This window comes from Salegentibacter sp. 24 (assembly GCF_004362395.1).
GTDB lineage: Bacteria > Bacteroidota > Bacteroidia > Flavobacteriales > Flavobacteriaceae > Salegentibacter.
This window is the reverse complement of sequence record NZ_SNWE01000003.1, coordinates 134,437-156,655: the sequence shown is the minus strand read 5'-3', so window position 1 is coordinate 156,655 and position 22,219 is coordinate 134,437. Positions and strand designations below refer to the sequence as shown.

Below are 22,219 nucleotides of genomic sequence, written 5' to 3'. Positions count from 1 at the left end.
CCTAAAGCTGAAAGAAGCCAGAATAATATTAGAAAATGGTCAAGGCAAATAAAGGGTGTAATATAAGGAGGCTTTCTATTTGATAAAAAAGCAGTTAAATAAACCATGCTTCTTATCAAAGCCTGGCTTTGCAATCAAAATATTAGCATTTAAAATAAAATTTAGTAAACCTTAAACTGACCTAATTAAGTTAGCATTTAAACTTTTTGTTATGGAGATATTAAAACTAAAGAAAATTGCATTTTTGGGGTTTTTCCTGGTGCTGTTGAGCACTAATTCTAAGGCACAGGATTTTGAGTTACAATCACCAGATAAAGAATTGAAATTATCAGTGAGCCTGGATGATAAAGTATATTATACCATCTCAGCTCAAAACAATATTTTACTTAAGAATAATTCTTTAGGGATGAAACTCAAAGATGAAATGTTAGGTGAAAAACCTGAATTAATTGGACAGCAAACTAATTCAGTAGAAGAGACCCATAGCCCTGAGGTGCCTCTAAAATATTCAAAAATTAATAATCATTACAATAACTTGATATTGGAGTTCGAAGGAGATTACGCTATCGAATTCCGGGCTTATAATGAGGGGGTTGCTTATCGGTTTATAACAGAAAAACCCGGAGAAATTGAAGTTTTAAACGAAGATTTTCATCTAAACATTCCTGATGCTTACCAGATGCATCTTCAACAAACTCCATCCTTTAAAACTTCCTATGAGCATCCATACAGCCATGTATCACCAGGTGAATTATCCCCGGAAAGCAATATGAGTACACTACCGGTACTACTAGAAACGGATTCGGATTATGAGATTTTAATTTCAGAATCTGATTTATATGATTATCCGGGTATGTTTTTAAAGTATTCTGCACAGAACACCTTAGCGTCTGTTTTTCCAAAACAACCTTTAGCCTATGAGGACCAGGGACTCAGGGACAGTTCCGCTCAGGTATGGCCTTACATGGCTTTCGTAGATAAGGATGAAAAATTAAAAAACCTGATTGCAGGGGTTATTAACCGCCAGACAAAATATATTCTTAAGGATCCATATGCCAATGCATTTTATGATGATCCTAATAAAAAAGGGGAATGGTTTTCAGATCAAACAGATATGAAACCTGGAGTTCACGAACGAAAATGGGAGATTGATTCTTTATGCTATCCTATCAGGTTAGGTTATCACTATTGGAAATCGACCGGGGATACCGCCCCTTTTGACCAGGAATGGAAAAAAGCAATCCAGTCCATATTACATGTATTCAGGGATCAGCAGAAAAAAAATGACAGAGGTGAATATTCTTTCCAAAGAGAAACCACAAAGGCTACCGATACCAGAGCTTTACAGGGTTATGGTTACCCGGTTAACCCCGTAGGACTGATTTGTTCGGCTTTCAGGCCTAGTGATGATGCTACCGTTTTTTCTTTTTTGATACCTTCAAATTTCTTTGCCATAGTTAGCCTGGAGCAGGCAGCTGAAATGATGCGAGACATACAGCAAGATTCCTCCCTGTCTGAAGAATTATTAAGTTTAAGGAAAGAAGTTAAAACTGCTTTGGAAGAACATGCTATAGTGGATCATAAAAAATATGGTAAAATTTACGCCTTTGAAGTAGATGGATTTGGAAATAAGTTGTTGATGGATGACGCCAATGTCCCTAGCTTATTAGCTTTGCCATATTTAGGGGCGGTGGATGCTACCGATGAAATTTACCAAAATACCCGAAATTATGTCTGGTCAAAAGACAATCCTTTCTTTTTTAAGGGAACGGCTGGTGAAGGAATAGGAGGACCACACGTGGCTCTGGATATGATTTGGCCAATGTCCATCACTATGAAAGGACTAACAAGTAATGATGAAAAGGAGATCAAATGGTGTGTAGATACCCTTAAAAATACCCACGGTAATACAGGCTTTATGCATGAAACTTTCCATAAAGACGATCCGACAGATTTTACCAGGGCCTGGTTCGCATGGGCAAATACTCTCTTTGGGGAATTTTTATGGAAAACCTACCAGGAAAAACCTCATTTACTGGCTTAAATCATTTAATAAATCCGAAAATCTACCGCTTAACTACAGATGAAAATATTTCAAGACGAAAGAATTGTTTTAACACTCGATGCAGGAGGAACAAATTTGGTTTTTTCAGCTATAAAAGGGGGGGAACCTATTACTCCCTTTATCACTTTACCCTCTCATTCTAAGGATTTAGAAAAGTGTTTACAATCAATTATCGAGGGTTTTAAAAAAATAATAGAAATCCTACTACCGGCTAAGGCTGTGGCCATTAGTTTTGCCTTTCCAGGTCCGGCTGAATATCAGAATGGAATTATAATCAATCCACCGAACTTTCCCTCTTTCCAGGGAGGGGTGGCATTGGGTCCGATGCTGGAGGATTATTTTAAATTACCGACCTATATCAATAATGACGGGGACCTTTTTGCCTACGGAGAAGCTATTGGAGGTTTTCTTCCAGAAGTCAATAAGGGATTTAAAGATTTAGAAATTAAAAGAGAATTTAAAAACCTTATAGGAATCACTTTAGGTACCGGCTTTGGAGGTGGTGTGGTTATAAATAAACAGATTTGCGGGGGAGATAATTCCGCGGGAGGAGAAATTTGGTTAATGCGCAATATACTTGAGCCTGGTATAATAGCTGAAGAAAGCGTAAGTGTCAGGGGAATTCAGTTTTATTATCAAAAATTTTCTGGTAAGGAAATTGATTTGAATCCTAAAGATATTTTTCAAATTGCAATAGGGGAGAAAGAAGGCGACCGGAAAGCAGCCGTAAAAGCTTATGATCAGGTGGCAGAAGTTGCGGCGGAGGCTTTGGCTAATGTTATTACCATTGTCGATGGAGCCGTGGTAATAGGAGGAGGAATTGCAGGATCTTCAAAACTATTACTCCCACAGATTTTAAAACATTTGGGCGGTAAAATCAAAAATCGTAAAAATGAAGAATTCAGCAGAATAGTTCCAGAGGCTTTTTCCTTTGAGGAGGAAAAATCCAAGCGAGCTTTCTACAATACCGCCACAGAAAAACTTAAGGTGCCATTTTCAAACAGAAAGATAGAATTCATTCAAAATAAAAGGATCCCAGTAGGGATTTCACGTTTGGGAACAAACAAGGCTACTATGCTCGGGGCCTATGCTGTTGCGTTAAACAGGACAGGAAGAGAAGTAAAGACAAAGGAAAAAGTATAAATAACTTAAGGCTGTAATAAGCCTAAAGGCAAATTTATTAGCGTGATATTGGTGTTTTGCTCTTAAGAGCTAATGGTTGGGTGTTAAGGTGTGGATTATGAGTATCAATAAAAAGCTTTGTTAGGATTTGAGCTATGGCCTTATAAACCAAAACCAAAACCAAATTAAGAATTAAAGTAATTATTAAACATATAATTAAATTATGAAAAGTATATCTAAAAAATTGATGATTGTAGGGGTGACCTCTTTTTTCATCATGCTTGGGGAGCTAAAAGCACAGGAGACAACCAAAAATAATAACCCGGTATTCCCGGGTTGGTATGCCGATCCGGAAGGAATTGTTTTTGACGACCAATACTGGATCTTTCCTACCTATTCGGCTCCATATGATGAGCAGGTATTCCTGGATGCTTTTTCATCCAAGGACCTGGTGCATTGGGAAAAACATAAAAGAATAATCGATACCGCTGAAGTAAAATGGGCGAAGCGCGCTATGTGGGCCCCGGCAGTTATAAAAAAAGGCGATGATTATTTCTTGTTTTTCGGTGCCAACGACATTCAAAGTGATGAAGAATTAGGGGGTATAGGGGTGGCCAAAGCTTCTAGTCCCCAAGGGCCTTATAAGGATCACCTGGGAAAACCACTTATCGGTAAATTTCACAATGGTGCCCAGCCAATTGACCAGTTTGTCTATGAAGATAAGGGACAATATTATATGTTCTATGGTGGTTGGCAGCATTGTAATGTAGCAAAGCTCAATGATGATTTCACCGGATTTGTACCCTTTGAGAATGGAGAAGTTTTTAAAGAAGTCACTCCTGAAGGCTATGTGGAAGGTCCTTTTATGTTTAAGCGAAATGGTAAGTACTATTTTATGTGGTCAGAAGGCGGTTGGACCGGACCTGATTATAGTGTAGCTTATGCTATTGCCGATTCTCCTACCGGGCCTTTTAAAAGAATTGGCAAGATATTGCAACAAGATCCTGAAATTGCCACCGGGGCAGGACACCATTCGGTGATTAAAGCACCAGGTGAGGATGCCTATTACATCGTATATCACCGACGACCAAAAGGGGAAACAGATAGAAATTCAAGAGTGACTAGCATCGATAGAATGTATTTTGATGAGAACGGTCATATCAAACCAGTAGTTATCACTCACCAAGGAGTGGAAGCAAATCCAATTAATAAATAAACATCGCAATTATGAGAACTAAATTTTTTATCCTGGCATTTTGTTTTTTTGCCACCTATATACAGGCACAGGATTACCTGGTGGACCAGGTGGAAGATCCTGTTGAATGGGTTAATCCCCTTATGGGAACAGATTCAAAACCAAGTCTTTCCAATGGGAATGTTTACCCTGCAATTGCCAGACCCTGGGGAATGAATTTCTGGACCCCTCAAACTGGGGTTATGGGGCATGGCTGGGCATACCAGTATACTGCTGATAAACTGCGTGGCTTTAAACAAACTCACCAACCTTCGCCCTGGATGAACGATTATGGGCAATTTGCTATTATGCCAGTAACCGGAAAAATCCGTTTTGATCAGGATGAGCGTGCCAGTTGGTTCTCGCATAAATCTGAGAAAGTAATGCCACATTATTACAGCGTTTATCTTGCGGATCACGATGTGACTACGGAAATAACTCCTACTTCAAGGGCTGCTCGTTTTCGTTTTACCTTCCCGGAATCTGATAGTTCCCATGTGGTGATAGATGCACTGGATAATGGTTCTTATATTAAAATAATTCCGGAGGAAAATAAAGTTATTGGGTATACTACCAAAAACAGTGGTGGGGTTCCTGATAATTTTAAAAATTATTTTATTCTGGAATTCGATAAAGATTTTACTGCCTCCAGCACCTTTAGCGGAAAAGAACTGTCTGATAATTTAGAAATGGAAGATGAGCACGTAGGTGCAGTGATAAGCTTTAAGACAGAAAAGGGAGAAGAGGTTAACGCCAGGGTAGCTTCCTCTTTCATAAGCTTTGAACAGGCAGAATTAAACCTGAAAGAAATTGGAAATGACGATTTTGAAACCGTACGCGAAAAAGGTAGAGAAGAATGGAATACCGAACTTTCCAGAATTAAAGTAGAGGGTGGTACACCCGATGAAGTGGCGACTTTTTATTCCACCTTATACAGGTCTTTGCTGTTTCCAAGAAAATTCTATGAATACAATGCACAAGGGGAAGTTGTTCATTATAGCCCCTATAACGGGGAAGTTCTTCCGGGCTACATGTTTACTGACACGGGCTTCTGGGATACTTTCCGATCTTTATTCCCATTTTTGAATTTAATGTATCCTGAACTCAATGCCAAGATGCAGGCAGGATTAGCCAATGCTTATAAAGAGAGTGGCTGGCTACCGGAATGGGCAAGCCCGGGCCTTAGAAATATTATGGTTGGCAATAATTCTGCTTCTGTGGTTGCAGACGCTTACTTGAAAACAGACGGGAAATTTGATTATGATATAGATTTATTATACGAGGCACTTCTCAAAGGTGCTAATAACGCAGGTCCTATGACTGCTGTAGGACGTGCCGGTGCTGAGTACTATAAGGATCTTGGTTACGTACCATATGATGTCGGTATTAATGAGAATGCTGCCAGAACCCTTGAGTATGCCTATGATGATTTTGCCATATATCAACTGGCAAAAAAATTAAATCGTCCTAGGGAGGAGATCGAATTATATAAAAAGCGCAGTCTTAATTACAAGAATTTATACGATCCTGAAACCAAACTGATGCGCGGGAAGAATAAAAATGGTGAATTTGTGGAGGATTTCAATCCATTTAAATGGGGAGATGCCTTTACGGAAGGAAACAGCTGGCACTATTCCTGGTCCGTATTTCACGATCCCCAGGGGTTAATTGACCTTATGGGAGGCAAAGAGGAATTTGTAGCCCAGTTGGATAAGGTTTTTGAGTTGCCCCCGGTTTTTGATGAAAGTTATTATGGCGGTGTAATTCACGAGATCCGGGAGATGCAAATTGCAGATATGGGTCAGTATGCCCACGGAAATCAGCCTATTCAACATATGATCTACTTGTATAACTACGCAGGCCAGCCCTGGAAAACCCAATACTGGGTCAGAGAGACCATGGACAGGATGTACCAACCTACCCCGGATGGATATTGTGGGGATGAAGATAACGGACAGACTTCCGCATGGTACGTATTTTCAGCCTTGGGCTTTTACCCCGTAGCTCCAGCTACTGACCAGTATGTAATTGGAACGCCGCTTTTCAAGAAAGTAACCATGAAACTTCAAAACGGAAATGAGGTAATTATTAAAGCTCCCGAAAATAGTGATGCTAATAAGTATATTCAAAGCATGGAAATTAATGGGGAAACTTACACCAAGAATTATTTGAGCCATAAAGAACTGATGAAAGGCGCGGTTATCGAATTTGAAATGGGAGATGAGCCCAATAAAAACCGGGGAACCAAGAAATCTGATTTTCCGTATTCGCTTTCTAATGAAATATGATATACAAAGCATTCAAGCGCGTCCCTTAACATAGAATAGATGAAAATCAAATATAATTTTAGAATTCCTGCAGGAGCGTTTTTAATGCTCCTGCTATTTTTTTCCTGTGATAAGCAGCAAGAAAAAGAAGTCCAGGCAAATGATTCCGTAGAAGGCCATAAGGACCTGGCCAAATTTGTAGACCCGATGATAGGAACTGCGAAAATGGGACATACTTACCCAGGGGCTACAGTGCCCTTTGGCAGTGTGCAGTTAAGTCCTGATACCGATACCATCCCTTACGCGGTTGATGGAAAATACAATCCTGATGTTTATAAATATTGTGCCGGCTACCAACATGATGATAATACGATTGTAGGCTTTAGTCATACCCATTTCAGTGGCACCGGGCATTCTGACCTGGGCGACTTTTTAGTTATGCCAACCACTGGTGATCTGAAATTAAATCCTGGCACCGAGGATAATCCTGATAGTGGCTATCGTTCCCGTTTTTCCCATCAAAACGAACAAGCCGAACCGGGGTACTACAAGGTATTATTGGAAGATTATGGTATTGAGGCTGAAATGACAGCGACTACCCGGGTGGGAATGCACCGATATACTTTTCCCGAAAAGGCAACCACGCATGTTATTCTGGATTTGATGTCAGGTATTTATAATTACGATGATAAAAATGTTTGGACTTTTCTAAGGGTTGAAAATGATACCCTAATTACCGGCTTTAGACAAACAAACGGTTGGGCAAGAACCCGAAAAGTTTTCTTTGCCATGAGCTTTGATAAGCCCATTAAAAATTATGGGCGTGCACGTTACGATAACCAACCCTATAATGGGTTTTGGAGAAAATTTGATCAGGACGAGAATTTCCCTGAGGTAGCGGGCGAAAAGATCAGGATGTATTTTGATTTTGATATGGAGCCTGGCGAAGAACTTCAGATTAAACTGGCAATTTCTCCGGTTAGCTCTGAAGGAGCACTTAAAAATATGAAGGAGGAAATTCCACATTGGAATTTTGAAAAAGTAAGAGAAGACGCTTATAAAGAGTGGAACAGGGAGCTCAATAAAGTTCTGGTTGAAGTGGAAAATGATGCGGAAAAAACGAATTTTTATACCGCTATGTACCATGCTTTCTTAGGCCCTACCGAATATATGGATGTTGATGGCAAATACCGGGGACTGGATATGAATATCCACCAGGCGGAGGATTTTACCAACTACACAAGTTTTTCGCTTTGGGATACCTATCGCGCTTTGCATCCTCTTTTTAATATTTTACAACCACAGCGCAATAGTGATATGGTAAGTTCCATGTTAGCACATTACGATCAGAGCGTTCATAAAATGCTGCCGGTATGGTCCCATTATGCCAACGAAAACTGGTGTATGATCGGTTACCACAGCGCCTCGGTAATCTCCGACGCCATGGTGAAGGGGGTAGCGGGTTTTGATCAGGAGCATGCCATGGAAGCCATGGTACAAACTGCAAAAACCGGCTATTATGATGGGCTGGAATACTATATGGCCAAGGGATATGTTCCTGAGGATAAAAACGGGGCTTCCGTTTCTAAAACCCTGGAGTACGCTTATGATGACTGGGCTATAGCACAGGCTGCTAAAAAATTGGGAAAAGATAAAATTTATGATGAATTCATCCAAAGATCGGAAAACTATAAGAATGTCTATGATTCTGAATCCGGTTTTATGCGACCCAGGTTGGATGATGGTAGTTTTAAAAAGGAGTTTGATCCCCTAAACACCCATGGACAGGGTTTTATTGAAGGGAATGCTTGGAATTACAGTTTATATGTTCCCCACCAACCGGCAGAAATGATTGAAATGATGGGGGGAAAAGCGCAGTTTACCCAGCACCTTGATTCTTTGTTCACTATGGAGCTACCCGATAGGTATTTCGCAGATACCGAGGATATTTCCCGGGAAGGAATCATTGGAAATTATGTTCACGGGAATGAACCCTCACACCATGTGGCTTATTTATACAACTGGACGGATGCTCCCTGGAAATCCCAGGATAAGATAAGGATGGTTCTAAAGGACCAATACCAAACAGGTGCCGATGGTCTAGGGGGGAATGATGATTTTGGTCAAATGAGTGCCTGGTATATTTTCAGCAGTTTTGGCTTTTACCCGGTAGCACCTGGTTCTACAGCCTACGCATTAGGTAGTCCTGCTGTAAAAAGGGCGGAGATAAAACTGGATAATGGAGAAAAATTTACAATAATTGCAGAAAACCAGTCTGCCGAGAATGTTTTTGTTACTAAGGTTGAACTCAATGGAAAGGTGTTGGAATCGCCTTTTATCACACATAATGATATTATGAGTGGAGGACAACTGAAGTTCTATATGAGCAGTGAACCCAATAAAGATATATATAGTAAAAAGTCTAACTGATGAATCAAAAGAAATCTTATCGCACCGCCTTTATATTTGTAACAATCCTCTTTTTTCTATGGGGTTTTATCACCGTACTGGTAGATTCACTTATACCTCGATTACGAGAGGTTTTTACCCTCTCTTATTTTCAGGCCGGAATGGTTGAGTTCGCATTTTTTGGTGCTTATTTTCTACTATCCATTCCCGCCGGGTTTATTTTATCCAAAATAGGTTATAAAAAAGGAATAATTCTAGGCCTGGCAACCATGGCCCTTGGCTGCTTGTTGTTTTATCCAGCTGCCTCCTATCGTATTTTTGGGATTTTTATGTTTGGGTACTTTACCCTGGCCGCTGGTATAACGATCCTGCAGGTAGCGGCAAATCCGTATGTGACCATTTTAGGTTCTGAAAGAACCGCCTCCAGTAGGCTGAACTTATCACAGGCTTTTAATTCCCTGGGGACGGCCATTGCTCCTGCCCTTGGAGCATTATTTATCCTTCAGGATAAAGTGAAATCTACAGCTGAGATCGCGGCCCTTGATGAGGCGGCTCAAAAAAGCTATTATATAGCGGAAGCTTCAGCAGTACAAACCCCATTTCTGGGGATTGCCGGTTTTATAGCGGTGATTGCCGTAGTTTTCTTCTTTGTAAATCTTCCTAAGGTGGGGGATAAAGAAGCTTCCAATGATTATCGTGGAGTTTTAAAGAATCGCAACTTAATCCTGGGAGCTATCGGTTTGTTTTGTTACGTAGGGGCCGAGGTAGCCCTTGGAAGCTATATGGTGAACTATTTTTTAAGCCTTGACCTTGCTGAAACCGTACGACAAACTTCTTTTATGCGAAGCATCGCCGACTTAATTTTGAGCACCGGGATCTCGGCTTCCAGTGATATGGCCCTGGTTGGTGTTTTTGTCACTTTTTACTGGACAGGCGCTATGATCGGTAGGTTTATAGGATCGTATTTGACCACAATTTTTAATCCTGCCAAAGTGCTAAGCTTCTTTGCATTGGGTGCCATTGGAATGATTGTTATTTCCGCTTTTTCTGTTGGCCTTACAGCGATGTGGACCATAATTGCGGTTGGATTGTTTAATTCTATAATGTTTCCCACAATTTTCAGCCTTGCCTTAGACGGGTTAGGAGATGATAAAGCCCAGGGATCAGGAGTATTATGTACCATGATCGTTGGGGGTGCTATTATACCACCGGCCTATGGTTTTTTAACAGACTCCTATAATTTTCAAGTGGCCTTTATTTTAGTAATGCTATGTTATGTCTATATATTTTATTATGCCTATTCCAATAAAAGAAGAAAGATAGTGGTGGAATAAATAAATAGAAATAATTATAACAGTACCACCTATTTTCAAAAACGCTGCTAAATATTGACTAGGATTAATCCTCAGTGTATATTCCAAATTTTAAAAGTGTTGGAGGGTTTTTTGAAAATTCATTTCCTGGTTTTCTATCTATGGAAAGTTGGCCATTTTTTAATGATCCCGATTAAAAAATGAAGAAGTCTGATATTAAAACAATGAAGCCTATAACCTCCTGAAGAACCATTGCCTATTTGCAAGTAACAAATGGGCATCGGACTTCCACGCCTCTGCCTGAAATCCAGGTATTATATTATCAGGGTGATGAGAGAGTATCTTTCTGGTTATTTTTAAGTCTCCATCTAAAGCTTACCCCGCTTTGCAGCAAGATCGGCCGCAGCTTCCAAAGCATCTACAATCGTTCTATAAAGGTTCCCAACGATCTTCGGGTTCCACTGAGAATTTGTATCATTTCTATTATTGCCATTTTCCCTACCGCCATTATTTTCTGCCACTAAAAATCACCTTTGTAAGGTTCTATTTTAAAATTATTGCCATATAGTACATTCATAGAATCTCCTTCAAAAAAAACCTGAATTCCAAACTTTACATAGAACCAAGGATTAAAAATCTTTTTTTATAAGTTATTGGCCAATGCTAATTTCTTTATTTCAAGTTTGAGTTCCTGTAAATGTCTTTTTACAATTACCCACACAATAGTATTATCAATACTGTCATACGCGTGAACAAGTCGGTTTCTAAACCCAATTATTTGTTTATCGTGAAGGATAGACAGATCGGATTCCGATTGTTTTAATTTATTTAGAGCTTCACCAATTATTGCTAATTGCCTCTCTATGGCGCTTTGTGTTTTTAAGTCCTCTTGGTAGGAGATGAAATCTGGTGTGTCAACTATAAAATTTTCTATCAAATCAATAGCCATTAGTATGTCAGAGAGATACTTCTTGCCTTTTTCCGTCATAGATAAGAATTTTAGTAGCCTCAATATTTTTTCTGAGAACAGGATTTTTAAGAGAAGACTCAGTCATTAAATCAACTTTTCTTTGGAAGAATTCTTCTAATTTATCCCAAATAGCTAAAAGTTTTTCTCCTCTTTCTAATGGATCATTTTCTTCTATTTCGATCAATAGATCTATATCACTTGAAGTTTCGTCAAATCTTTCTGTGGTGGCAGATCCGAAGGCATAAAGATGCTTCACATTATATAATTTACATAGTGTGGTAAAGTCATACAATTTAGCTTTTATACTATCCTTTATTTTCATAAAGCTAATATAATCAATTTCTTATTGACCCGGATTTCTCCTTATGCAGTTGAAACCGACTTGTTGCCCAAGACGGGTCCTATGAAAAACAATAATCTTGTCTCTGGTAAATAATATTTTAATTTCCATTATTCCATATTGATTCAACTTTTAGGGAGTTGATTTTTAATGAAGCTTTGTTAGAGTAAAGATGCAATGCAAAAATAAATATGTTTGGTGCTAAGTTTAAAGCAATAAAAAATTAGAATTTCTAATTATATAGATTAACCACAATTTTTGTTTAAACACTACACTTAGGCTTAATTCTTTGTAACTGATTAAAAAGGTTATGCGGACGCCCTTTGATGGTATAGAAAAACCCGAGGCCTTAAAAGATGATTTACAGGGCTATTGGTCTAGGGGAATTACATTGGAACATCGATTGGTTTATTCATGCCTTATATTCGCAAGCAATGTCCATTCTTGCAGGTCCAATTTAAAATTGAAAAGTTAAACCGCAGTATACCAAGTTTCTCTATAATATAATTTCAAGAAAGTACTTTATTAAGTACTTTTAAGCATCTTTGCACTATGGAAATAGTAAATTATACAGACTTTCGCTCAAATTTAAAGCATTGGTTCGATAAAGTGATCAATGATGTTAGCCATATTGTTATCAAGCGTAAAAACGGTAAGGACCTTGTACTGATATCATTGGACGAATACAATTCATTAAAGGAAACCAGTTACCTGTTAACCGGTGAAAACAGGGATGTTTTATTAAACTCAATCAGAGAACTTGAAGCGGGTAAAGGTATTGAAAATGATTTATTAAATAAATGAAATTAACCTGGTCCACTTCTTCTTGGAATGATTATTTGTATTGGCAAAAAGTCGACAAAAAGATTGTGAAACGCATTAATGAACTGATTAAAAATGTTATGCGGACGCCCTTTGATGGTATAGGAAAACCCGAGGCCTTGAAAGGTGATTTACAGGGCTATTGGTCTAGGAGAATTACATCGGAACATCGATTGGTTTATAAATATAAAGAAGATGAAATCTTAATAGCAGCCTGTCTTTACGATTATAAAAATTAATACAGTTAAAACCCAATTTTTACGATTAAAAAATCTCCTATTTCATTATATAATCCGATAAATTTATGGCTGTTTTTAATTTATCGCTTAATGAAAAATGATAAGTAGTGAGGGCCGGGAATTTACTTAAATTGATTTTTGGAAAATTATTTCTCCAGATCCAGTATTCTGGCTTTTACTTCATTTAAATAACTACGCCCAATTACGTAAAGAGAGCCATTTATTTCAACGCTATTGCCTATGATGGCGTCAACCTTATCCACAGAAATAGTGTATGATCGGTGAATCCTTAAGAATTTATTTGCGGGCAAACTGTTAGTGAAATTGGTTAAAGTTTGGTGTACGATGTATTTTCCGGATCGAGTTATAATTTTTATATAGTCCTTTAAGCTTTCCACCAGCAGAATTTCATTAAAATATATTTTCTTAATTTTCTTCTGTTCTATTTTCACGAAAAGATGTTCTTTATTGGTGACCTCATTTCTCTGGCGTTTGATCTTTTCTATCGCTTTAAGAAAACGTGGAAAAGAGATAGGTTTTAATAAATAATCAGAAATATCCAGTTCATAACCTTTCACAGCGTATTCAACGTGGGCGGTAGTTATTATTACAGCAGTTTTTTCTTCCAGCGCACTTAAAAAATCAATACCGTTTAAAACAGGCATATTAATGTCGAGGAATAGTAGGTCGATAGGATTGGTTCTTATAAATTCAAGAGCTTCCACGGCATTATTAAAACTACCAGCAATGGTTAAATCCTTGATTTTTGAAATATGGTTCTTTATAACATTTACTGCTAGGGGTTCATCGTCAATTATCACGCATTGTAAATTCATTTAGATTTCAATTTTAATTTTACTATAAAATGTCCGTTTTCCTGGTATATGTCAAGCTTATAATCATTTTCTGCATAGCCCAGCTCAAGGCGTTTTCTGACGTTTTCTATACCTATACCACCGCTTTCTTTTTCAGCTTTCCCATGTAAACTTTCATTGGGTAACGTATTGCTTATTGTGAAGTAAATTTCGTCTTCCAATACGTGCAATCTAATAAAAATCGACACCTCTCCTATATTCTTGCTAGCCCCGTGTTTAAAGGCATTCTCAATAAAAGGTATCAGTAGCATTGGTGGAATTGTTTTATCCCGGGTATTTCCTTCGACCTCCATATCTAATTTTAGCTGTTTACCATACCTGATGCGCTCCAGGTCCAGGTAATTCTGAATGCAAAGAATTTCCATTTCCAGGGGTTGCTTATTTTTTTTGGTTTCATATAGAAGATAACGCATCAATTCAGATAATTTTAAAACCGTTTCCGAGGTTTTTTTAGATTGCTCGAGGCTTAGAGCGTATATATTATTTAGGGTATTAAAAAAGAAGTGAGGTGAAATTTGAGAACGTAAAAATCGTAATTCGGTTTGTAATTGTTCCTTTTCGAGCTGAGCCGCCCGTTTGCTTGCACTGAGCCAGTCCAAAGTGATTTTTATAGCCGTTACAAAGGAAATAACATAGAATTCCCCTAACATCATATTTAGAGCATAGTTGAAGGTGAATTCGGAGGTAGCTTCAGGGCCTTCCGGCCATACGTTATTGCTAATAAGGAATAATGTCAGATAAAATTTCATCATAACCATCATAAAAATGCTGGTTATCAAAATGATGGAAAACTGTACAAAATGTCTTTTAAAAATAAATTTTGGTATTAAAAAATAGATCGTGAAATAGCATAAAAGCATGTGAATGGGAAAGCCGATTACATTACCTTTAAGCGATAACAGAAAATCATCATAGTAGCTACCCCAGCGAAGTGTATTGAAAAGAAAATAGGCTAACCAAAAAATCACATGATGCCGGGCACTTATATTAAAACCCGTTAGGTTTTGGACAGAAAAATTTTCTAAAAACTGTTTTCTGGCTTGCATCTTTTGCTGGTTTATAGTTGTTCAGCCGTCCTGAATTGTTGTTGGTCTAAAATTATTTTTTGCAAGGCTGAATATATAAATATTTAGCATACAAGTTAAATAAATGTTTAGATGATGTTAAAAGAACTGCTTTGTACTCCAGGAAATTTAAGGGTACTTTTTTTACTATCAATTTTTATTGCTTGTAAAGAAAAACAGGAAACACCAGATAGGCTTCAAAAAGAAAATCTAACGCAATTTGTTGATCCTTTTATAGGCAGCGGGGGGCATGGCCATACTTTTCCAGGAGCTAGTCAACCTTTTGGGATGTTGCAAGCCAGTCCAGATAACGGTCGCAGTGGCTGGGATTGGTGTTCGGGTTATCATATTTCAAGCGATACCATTGCCGGCTTTAGTCAATTACATTTAAGCGGAACCGGTATTGGAGATCTTGTTGATTTACTTTTTATGCCCGTGAGCGGGGAAATTGATCTTAGTAAAAAAATAAACTCACAAAAGGATATTCCATATGCTTCGGAATTTCAACACGATTCTGAAATCGCAGTTCCTGGTTTTTACAGTGTTTTTCTGGATAAACCTCAGGTGAAAGTTGAACTTACTACCCTTGACAGGACCGCATACCACAACTACCAGTTTGAAGAAAACAGCGAGCAATCCGTGGTTTTGGATCTGGGTTTTGCCATTAACTGGGATAGACCTACCCAAACGGCTATAAAAATCGAAAATGAAAATAGCATTAGTGGCTTTAGACATAGTACCGGTTGGGCAAATAATCAAAAGGTTTTTTTTGTAGCAGCATTTTCAAAACCGATTGCTGACCACCGTTTTTTTCAAAACTATGAACCCGTGCAGGGCCAGGAGGTTTCCGGTGAAAAAACATCGGCACAATTCTACTTCGAAAAGGACTCCGGTTCTGAAATTCAAATGAAAATTGCAGTTTCCTCGGTTAGTATTGAAAATGCCCGGGAAAATTTGGATAAGGAAGCTTTCAATTTCAATAGGGTTAAAGAAAAGGCTATCCAAAACTGGGAAGAAGAATTATCAACAATAGAAGTGGAAACTCCCCAGGATTCTTTAAAAACCATTTTCTATACTGCCCTTTACCATACAAAACTCGCTCCAGTAACTTTTAGTGATAGCAACGGAGAATTCAGAAAGGGGAATGATAGTATTGTAGCAGCAAATTACACGGCTTATTCTACGCTTTCCCTGTGGGATACCTTTAGGGCTCAACAACCGCTTCTTACCTTAACGAACCCGGATAAAGTTGATGATATTATCAATTCTATGCTGGCCTATTACAAAAGCGAAAAGTCACTTCCGGTATGGACCCTTTATGCCAACGAAACCAATACCATGACGGGCTATCATTCCATCCCCGTAATTGTGGAAGCTTATTTTAAAGGAATTGAGGGCTTTGATGCTGAACAGGCATACCAGGCGATGAAACATACCATGATGCAGGACCAGCGAAGCCTAAAAGAGTATAAAGAATATGGTTATATTCCATATAACCTGGGAAATGAATCGGTAACCAAAACCCTTGAATATGCTTATGACGACTGGTGTGTTGCTCAAATGGCCAAAGCCCTGGGCAAAGAGGAAGATTACCAATATTTTTTAAACCGATCAAAGGCATACAAGGAACTTTTTGATCCAAAGACCGGTTTTATGCGGGGTAAGTCAGAGGATGGGAAGTGGCATAGCCCGTTTGATCCTAAATATTCCCAGCACAGAGTGAATACCGACTACACCGAAGGCAATGCCTGGCAACATAGCTGGTTCGTATTACATCAGCCCCAGGAGTTAATAGCGCTACACGGAGGGCAAGAGCCATTTGCAGAAAAACTAGAGCAGCTTTTTAATGAGAGTTCAGAAATTACCGGGGATCATACTTCTGCGGATATTTCGGGATTAATAGGTCAGTACGCCCATGGGAATGAACCTAGCCACCATATCGCCTATTTATTTAATAAGGCAGGTCAACCCTGGCGAACCCAGTATTATGTTAATAAAATTCTCAAAACACAATACAATACCACACCAAATGGTTTAAGCGGGAATGAAGACGCGGGACAAATGTCGGCCTGGTATGTCTTTAGCTCCATGGGATTATACCCCTTTAATCCTGCAAGTGCTACCTATGAAATTGGATCGCCCATTTTTGAAAAATCAACTATAAACCTGGAGAATGGTAAACAATTTATCATTGAAGCAGAAAATGTATCTCCTGATAATTTCTATATTCAATCCGCTAAGCTTAACGGCGAAAATTTTAACCAAACTTCTATTTCCCATAAACAAATCCTGGCTGGAGGCAAACTCGAGTTTGTCATGGGTAATGAACCGAATAAAAACTGGGGATTAGCTAAACAGAAATAGAAGCAATGCATATAATTGATGTTATAATTATCGTCCTTTATATCCTCCTGACTCTCGGGGTTGGGGTATGGGTATCCAAAAAAGCAAGTAAGGGGTTGGACTCTTACTTTTTAGGGGGTAAAACTATAAAATGGTATTACCTGGGTTTAAGTAATGGTTCAGGGATGTTTGATGTATCGGGGACTGCCTGGATGGTAGGGATCTTATTCCTCTATGGTGTCAAAAGCTTTATGTTCATGTGGATGTGGCCCATCTGGAACCAGGTCTTCGTGATGATGTTCCTTGCGGTCTGGATACGTAGATCTAAGGTAATGACAGGTTCAGAATGGATTCTTACCCGGTTTGGAGATGATAAAGCAGGCAGGGCGTCTCATTTAATAGTAGCGATATTTGCTGTGATGGCTTCCATTGGGTTTATCGCTTATTTTTTCGAAGGTGCCGGGAAGTTTATGACGGTAGTTTTACCCTGGGATTTAACTTTGGCACTTGCTGATTATACCTTATTTACTTCCGAGCAATCCTATGCATTACTGATCATATTTTTTACTACCATTTACACCATTAAAGGGGGGATGTTTTCTGTAGTGACTACCGAAGTCTTGCAATACCTGATTATGGTACTAGCCGGAATTTTAGTGGCCGGTTATACTTTTTTCGCCTTTACCGACCTTGAAATACATGCCTTAATCCCTGAGCAATGGAAAAATGTTATCTTCGATAATGAACTAAGGGGGTTTTGGTCGGGCGACTACCAGGAATTCAATCGTCTGATCGATACCCAGGGCTATAAAATGTTTGGTGCCTTTATAGGAATGACTTTATTTAAAGGCTTTTTTGCAAGTGTTGCAGGCCCAACTCCAGGATACGATATGCAGCGAATTCTCTCTACCAGAACTACCAAAGAAGCCGCCTACATGAGTGGTTTTACCAACCTGGTACTCTTTATTCCACGATACCTGTTAATTGCGGGTATTGTGGTTATAGGATTGGTTTTCATAGCTCCACAAATGGCCCAAAGCGGTGCAATTTCAGGTAATGACCTGGAAGTTATCTTGCCTAAAGTGATTAATTTTCATGTACCAGTCGGTATTAAAGGATTGTTGTTGGCTGGGTTGTTAGCTGCTTTTATGTCTACTTTTTCAGCCTTTGTCAATGCTGGTCCGGCCTATATTGTAAATGATATTTATAAGAAATATTTCAAGCCGGTAGCCTCGGACAAACATTATATCAGGGCGAGTTATGTGGCCTCATTTGGAGTTGTGATCCTAGGGGTGATCATGGGATTTTTTGCAGATTCCATTAACGCTATTACCATCTGGATTACCAGTGCGCTCTATGGAGGCTATGTTGCTGCTAATTTTCTTAAGTGGGTCTGGTGGCGATTTAATGGCTGGGGCTATTTTTGGGGTATGTTGGCCGGATTAATTATTGCGACTTTCCAATTTGTCCTGGACCAGAATAAAGCAAATCTTGAAGCAGGCACTTTATTGCATGAGCTTTCGGTCATTCCCGCAATATACCTGTTTCCTATTATTTTAGTCTTTTCTTTATTAGGATCTTTACTGGGGACTTTTTTTACCAGGCCAACCAATATGCCCACCCTGAAGGCATTTTATAAAAATGTTCATCCATGGGGATGGTGGAAACCTGTCAGAGAGGAGTTTGTGAATGAAAAAATAGAGAAGAATAATCAATTCTGGCTGGATATGTTTAATTGTTTGATTGGCATTATATGGCAGTCAAGCATGATTTTACTACCCATCTTTTTGGTGGTGAGAGATTATAATAAAACCTGGATGTCATTAGCAATTTTCCTTTTGACCTCCCTGATTTTAAAATTTACATGGTTAGATAAAGTGAAAAAATTAAAACATAAAGATGATGAAGAATATACCCTGGCAGAATAAACCTGATAATTGCAAAGACGTCCTTTGGCGATATGATCAGAACCCCATTATTGATCGTTATGCCATTCCCTTGTCAAACAGTATTTTTAATAGTGCCGTGGTACCCTTTGAGAATGGTTATGCAGGAGTATTTAGATGCGATAATAAAGCTGTACAAATGAATATTTTTGCCGGCTTTAGTAAAAACGGAATCGATTGGGATATAAACCATGAGCCTATAGCTTTTAAAGCAGGGAACACCGATATGATCGATTCAGATTACAAGTATGATCCCCGGGTGGTTTTTATTGAAGACCGATACTGGATTACCTGGTGTAACGGGTACCACGGGCCTACCATTGGTATCGGTTATACTTTTGATTTTAAAGAATTTTTCCAGTGTGAAAATGCGTTTTTACCTTTTAACCGCAACGGGGTGTTATTTCCAAAGAAAATAAACGGGAAGTATGCCATGCTTAGCCGACCCAGTGATAACGGACATACCCCTTTTGGTGATATTTATATAAGTTATAGTCCTGATATGAAATACTGGGGGGAGCACCGCTGTGTGATGAAGGTAAGTCCCTTTGAAAAAAGTGCCTGGCAATGTACCAAAATAGGTGCCGGCCCTGTCCCGATTTTAACCAGGGAAGGCTGGTTGCTATTTTATCACGGGGTAATCAATACCTGTAATGGGTTCAGATATTCCATCGGTGCAGCCATATTGGATGAAAATGAACCCGAGAACGTAAAATTCCGTTCCCAGCCATATCTGATGGCTCCCGCGCAATTGTATGAACTGACAGGTGATGTTCCAAATGTGATTTTTCCATGCGCCGCGTTACATTCGGAAAAAGACGATAAATTAGCGCTTTATTACGGCGCCGCGGATACTGTCACGGCCCTGGCATTTGGAAAACTCAGTGAGATTATAGATTTCGTTAAAAACAATAGTTTATGATGAGAAAGTTTTTATTAGTTTTAGGGTTAATCAATTTCTTTTTTCAGTTCCCGGCCGCTGCCCAAGTTAAAATGGAGCCCAGGACATATGTAGCTTATAAAACTTCTGAGAAAATATTAATCGATGGAAAAGCTGGGGAAACCACCTGGAAAAAGGCGCCTGAGAGTCAGAATTTTATAGATATTGAAGGAGAAAAAACGCCGCGTTACAGGACCAATATGAAAATGCTTTGGGATGAGAACTACTTATATTTTTATGCCAAAATGGAAGAGCCACATATTTGGGCTACATTAAAAAAACGTGATACCGTGATCTTCTATAACAATGATTTTGAAATTTTTATCGATCCTGACGGAGATACCCATAATTACTATGAATTTGAAATGAATGCCTTAAACACGATCTGGGATTTATTTATAGTCAAACCCTATCGTGAACCGGCACCAGTTGTTGATAGCTGGGATATTCAAGGTTTAAAATCCGAAGTGTATATACAGGGAACCTTGAATGATCCCTCGGATAAGGACCAGTACTGGAGTGTGGAGATAGCCATTCCCTGGGAGGTTTTAAAAGAGGCCAATACGCACAGTGAAATCCCTAAAGAAGAGTTCTGGCGCATTAATTTCTCTAGGGTGAATTGGGATTTTGATCTGGATAATGGGACCTACTCCAGGGCAAAGGATGCCCAGGGGGATTATAAAGCTGAATATAACTGGGTATGGTCACCCCAGGGGGTGATAAATATGCATGAACCGGAACACTGGGGCTATGTTTATTTTTCAGAAAAATCACCGGGAGCCCAGGAGAATTTTGATATTCCCCGGGACCAAAAAATCAAATGGGAATTATATCGTTTGTATCGCGCTCAAAAAGCCTATAGAGAAAATCACGGGAGATGGGCCAGTGATCTTTCCCTGCTGGGAGAAGAGCAATTGCAGGTTGAAAACGAAATAATCCAGCCCCGCCTGGAGCTGCATCAGACCGGTTGGAATATTTGGGTAAAAAGTCCTTTTACCAGCGAGATTTTATTTATAACTGAAGATGGAAAATTTATAAAAAAAAGTAATTAATAGCTTTAATAATTATCAGGATGAAATATTTGTATTATTTATTAGTGGTTTTTGCTGCTAGCTCGTGTTTAAATTCTTCTGCACAGGATGAAAAGGCAGTAAAAGAAAAAAACAAAACAGAAAATTCCGATTTTAAATACTGGGTCTGGATCACCGCCAGCCCGGAAAAATCCGACCAGGAATATACCGAAGAATTTAAGAAATATAAGCAGCACGGAATTGATGCTGTGCTGATCAATACCGAAGCTGATGCCGAATTACTGGCAGAACTTGCACCCCTGGCTAAAAATGAAGGTTTGGAAGTTCACGCCTGGATGTTTACCGTAAATCGTCCTGGAGATAAGGTAGCAGAAAAACACCCGGAATGGTACGCGGTGAGCAGGGATGGAAAATCTACTTACGACCAGCCGCCTTATGTGGATTATTATAAATGGCTTTGCCCTACCCGGGAAGCTTCTAAAGATCACATTTTAAGCCTTGTCGAAGGCCTGGCTAAAGTGGAGGATGTTGAAAGTGTCCATTTGGATTATATCAGATATTCAGATATTTTTCTTCCCATTGGCTTGCTACCAAAATATGATTTAGAGCAAAACGAGGAACTTCCTCGATATGATTTTTGTTATTGCGAGGTCTGCGTAGCGGAATTTGAAAAACAACATCATAAAAATCCAATGGATTTTGAAAACCCTGCCATCGATATGGAATGGAAACAATTCCGTTTAAATAAAGTAAAGGCCATCGTTGATGAGGCTTATAAAATTGCCCACGATAATGGGAAATACTTAACTGCTGCGGTTTTTCCTTACCCCGAAATGGCTGACCATATGGTCCGCCAGCGCTGGGATAAATGGGATGTCGATATGGTCCTGCCGATGATTTATTATAATTTCTATAATGAAGAAGTTGATTGGATTGGCTACGCCACCGGCCAGGGAGTAAAGGATTTAGAAGGTACAAATACCGAATTACATACTGGAATATACCTGCCCGCATTAAATCCAAAGGAGCTAAAACAGGCCATCAATTATGCCCGGGACAATGGAGCAAAGGGTGCTGCCTTTTTTGATGGCGGGGCTTTTACACCAGAAAAACTGGAAGTTATCGAATCGGTAAAGCATGCTAAGTAAAGTTCATAAGCCTGGTAGTTATTAATTCCCTGGAATCTTTGATGTGCACCCCCGGGTGTACTTTGCACTTGGAAGCCGGAAATGGGGAAAT

General features: G+C 39.0%; 19 protein-coding genes. 14 read left to right on the top strand and 5 right to left on the bottom strand.

All coding sequences use genetic code 11. The features are described 5' to 3' along the window. Positions 1-211: 211 nt before the first annotated feature. The 6 genes from DET49_RS18645 to DET49_RS03205 all read left to right on the top strand — a co-directional run bounded on the left by DET49_RS18645 (position 212) and on the right by DET49_RS03205 (position 10,431). A complete protein-coding gene (locus tag DET49_RS18645) occupies positions 212-2,044 on the top strand; it encodes a glycoside hydrolase family 125 protein (RefSeq protein ID WP_243729503.1) in 1,833 nt (610 codons plus the stop codon). A 39-nt stretch (positions 2,045-2,083) separates the two neighbouring features. Beyond that, entirely contained in the window at positions 2,084-3,208 is a 1,125-nt protein-coding gene (locus tag DET49_RS03225; RefSeq protein WP_133546711.1) for an ROK family protein, read from the top strand. A gap of 202 nt (positions 3,209-3,410) precedes the next feature. Continuing rightward, positions 3,411-4,403 (top strand): glycoside hydrolase family 43 protein, encoded by a 993-nt coding sequence (locus tag DET49_RS03220; protein WP_133546710.1) that lies wholly within the window; start codon positions 3,411-3,413, stop codon positions 4,401-4,403. Positions 4,404-4,414: 11 nt separating this feature from the next. After that, positions 4,415-6,709 (top strand): GH92 family glycosyl hydrolase, encoded by a 2,295-nt coding sequence (locus DET49_RS03215; RefSeq protein ID WP_133546709.1) that lies wholly within the window; start codon positions 4,415-4,417, stop codon positions 6,707-6,709. Between the two features lie 39 nt (positions 6,710-6,748). After that, positions 6,749-9,118, top strand: a complete 2,370-nt coding sequence (locus DET49_RS03210; protein ID WP_243729502.1) for a GH92 family glycosyl hydrolase — start codon at positions 6,749-6,751, stop codon at positions 9,116-9,118. Further along, positions 9,118-10,431, top strand: a complete 1,314-nt coding sequence (locus DET49_RS03205) for a sugar MFS transporter (protein WP_133546708.1) — start codon at positions 9,118-9,120, stop codon at positions 10,429-10,431. The genes DET49_RS03210 and DET49_RS03205 overlap by 1 nt, the downstream gene beginning before the upstream one ends. A 347-nt stretch (positions 10,432-10,778) precedes the next feature. On the opposite strand, the gene DET49_RS18380 is transcribed toward DET49_RS03205, so the two are convergent. The 3 genes from DET49_RS18380 to DET49_RS03195 form a co-directional block, all read right to left on the bottom strand. Further along, on the bottom strand, positions 10,779-10,931 hold the full coding sequence (locus tag DET49_RS18380) for a hypothetical protein (protein ID WP_166636533.1): 153 nt from the start codon (positions 10,929-10,931) through the stop codon (positions 10,779-10,781). Between the two features lie 122 nt (positions 10,932-11,053). Beyond that, positions 11,054-11,398, bottom strand: a complete 345-nt coding sequence (locus DET49_RS03200) for a DUF86 domain-containing protein (protein WP_133546707.1) — start codon at positions 11,396-11,398, stop codon at positions 11,054-11,056. Then, positions 11,367-11,702 carry a nucleotidyltransferase family protein gene (locus tag DET49_RS03195; protein WP_133546706.1) on the bottom strand — a complete coding sequence of 112 codons (336 nt, stop codon included), beginning with the start codon at positions 11,700-11,702 and terminating at the stop codon, positions 11,367-11,369. Before DET49_RS03195 ends, DET49_RS03200 begins: the two co-directional genes overlap by 32 nt. 313 nt (positions 11,703-12,015) lie before the next feature. On the opposite strand from DET49_RS03195, the gene DET49_RS03190 reads away from it, so the two are divergent. The 3 genes from DET49_RS03190 to DET49_RS03180 all read left to right on the top strand — a co-directional run bounded on the left by DET49_RS03190 (position 12,016) and on the right by DET49_RS03180 (position 12,781). Next, entirely contained in the window at positions 12,016-12,195 is a 180-nt protein-coding gene (locus DET49_RS03190; RefSeq protein WP_317130297.1) for a Txe/YoeB family addiction module toxin, read from the top strand. A 77-nt stretch (positions 12,196-12,272) separates the two neighbouring features. After that, complete coding sequence (locus DET49_RS03185) at positions 12,273-12,524, top strand: type II toxin-antitoxin system Phd/YefM family antitoxin (RefSeq protein ID WP_133546704.1); 252 nt, start codon at positions 12,273-12,275, stop codon at positions 12,522-12,524. Further along, complete coding sequence (locus tag DET49_RS03180; RefSeq protein ID WP_133546703.1) at positions 12,521-12,781, top strand: Txe/YoeB family addiction module toxin; 261 nt, start codon at positions 12,521-12,523, stop codon at positions 12,779-12,781. Before DET49_RS03185 ends, DET49_RS03180 begins: the two co-directional genes overlap by 4 nt. A 146-nt stretch (positions 12,782-12,927) precedes the next feature. On the opposite strand, the gene DET49_RS03175 is transcribed toward DET49_RS03180, so the two are convergent. Then, a complete protein-coding gene (locus tag DET49_RS03175; RefSeq protein WP_133546702.1) occupies positions 12,928-13,617 on the bottom strand; it encodes a LytR/AlgR family response regulator transcription factor in 690 nt (229 codons plus the stop codon). After that, positions 13,614-14,702 (bottom strand): sensor histidine kinase, encoded by a 1,089-nt coding sequence (locus DET49_RS03170; RefSeq protein WP_133546701.1) that lies wholly within the window; start codon positions 14,700-14,702, stop codon positions 13,614-13,616. The genes DET49_RS03175 and DET49_RS03170 overlap by 4 nt, the downstream gene beginning before the upstream one ends. A 111-nt stretch (positions 14,703-14,813) precedes the next feature. Between DET49_RS03170 and DET49_RS03165 the strand changes: the two genes are divergently transcribed. From DET49_RS03165 to DET49_RS03145, 5 genes are read left to right on the top strand one after another with little or no spacing between them, the layout of a single operon-like run. Beyond that, positions 14,814-17,084 carry a GH92 family glycosyl hydrolase gene (locus DET49_RS03165; protein WP_410527956.1) on the top strand — a complete coding sequence of 757 codons (2,271 nt, stop codon included), beginning with the start codon at positions 14,814-14,816 and terminating at the stop codon, positions 17,082-17,084. 5 nt (positions 17,085-17,089) lie between these two features. Continuing rightward, positions 17,090-18,991 (top strand): sodium:solute symporter family protein, encoded by a 1,902-nt coding sequence (locus tag DET49_RS03160; protein WP_133546700.1) that lies wholly within the window; start codon positions 17,090-17,092, stop codon positions 18,989-18,991. Then, positions 18,966-19,931, top strand: a complete 966-nt coding sequence (locus DET49_RS03155; RefSeq protein WP_133546759.1) for a glycoside hydrolase family 130 protein — start codon at positions 18,966-18,968, stop codon at positions 19,929-19,931. The genes DET49_RS03160 and DET49_RS03155 overlap by 26 nt, the downstream gene beginning before the upstream one ends. Further along, positions 19,928-21,001: a carbohydrate-binding family 9-like protein gene (locus DET49_RS03150; RefSeq protein ID WP_133546699.1), complete on the top strand. Its 1,074-nt coding sequence runs from the start codon at positions 19,928-19,930 to the stop codon at positions 20,999-21,001. The genes DET49_RS03155 and DET49_RS03150 overlap by 4 nt, the downstream gene beginning before the upstream one ends. Positions 21,002-21,021: 20 nt before the next feature. Further along, positions 21,022-22,128, top strand: coding sequence for a family 10 glycosylhydrolase (locus tag DET49_RS03145; protein WP_133546698.1), 1,107 nt, complete (start codon positions 21,022-21,024; stop codon positions 22,126-22,128). Positions 22,129-22,219: the final 91 nt, after the last annotated feature.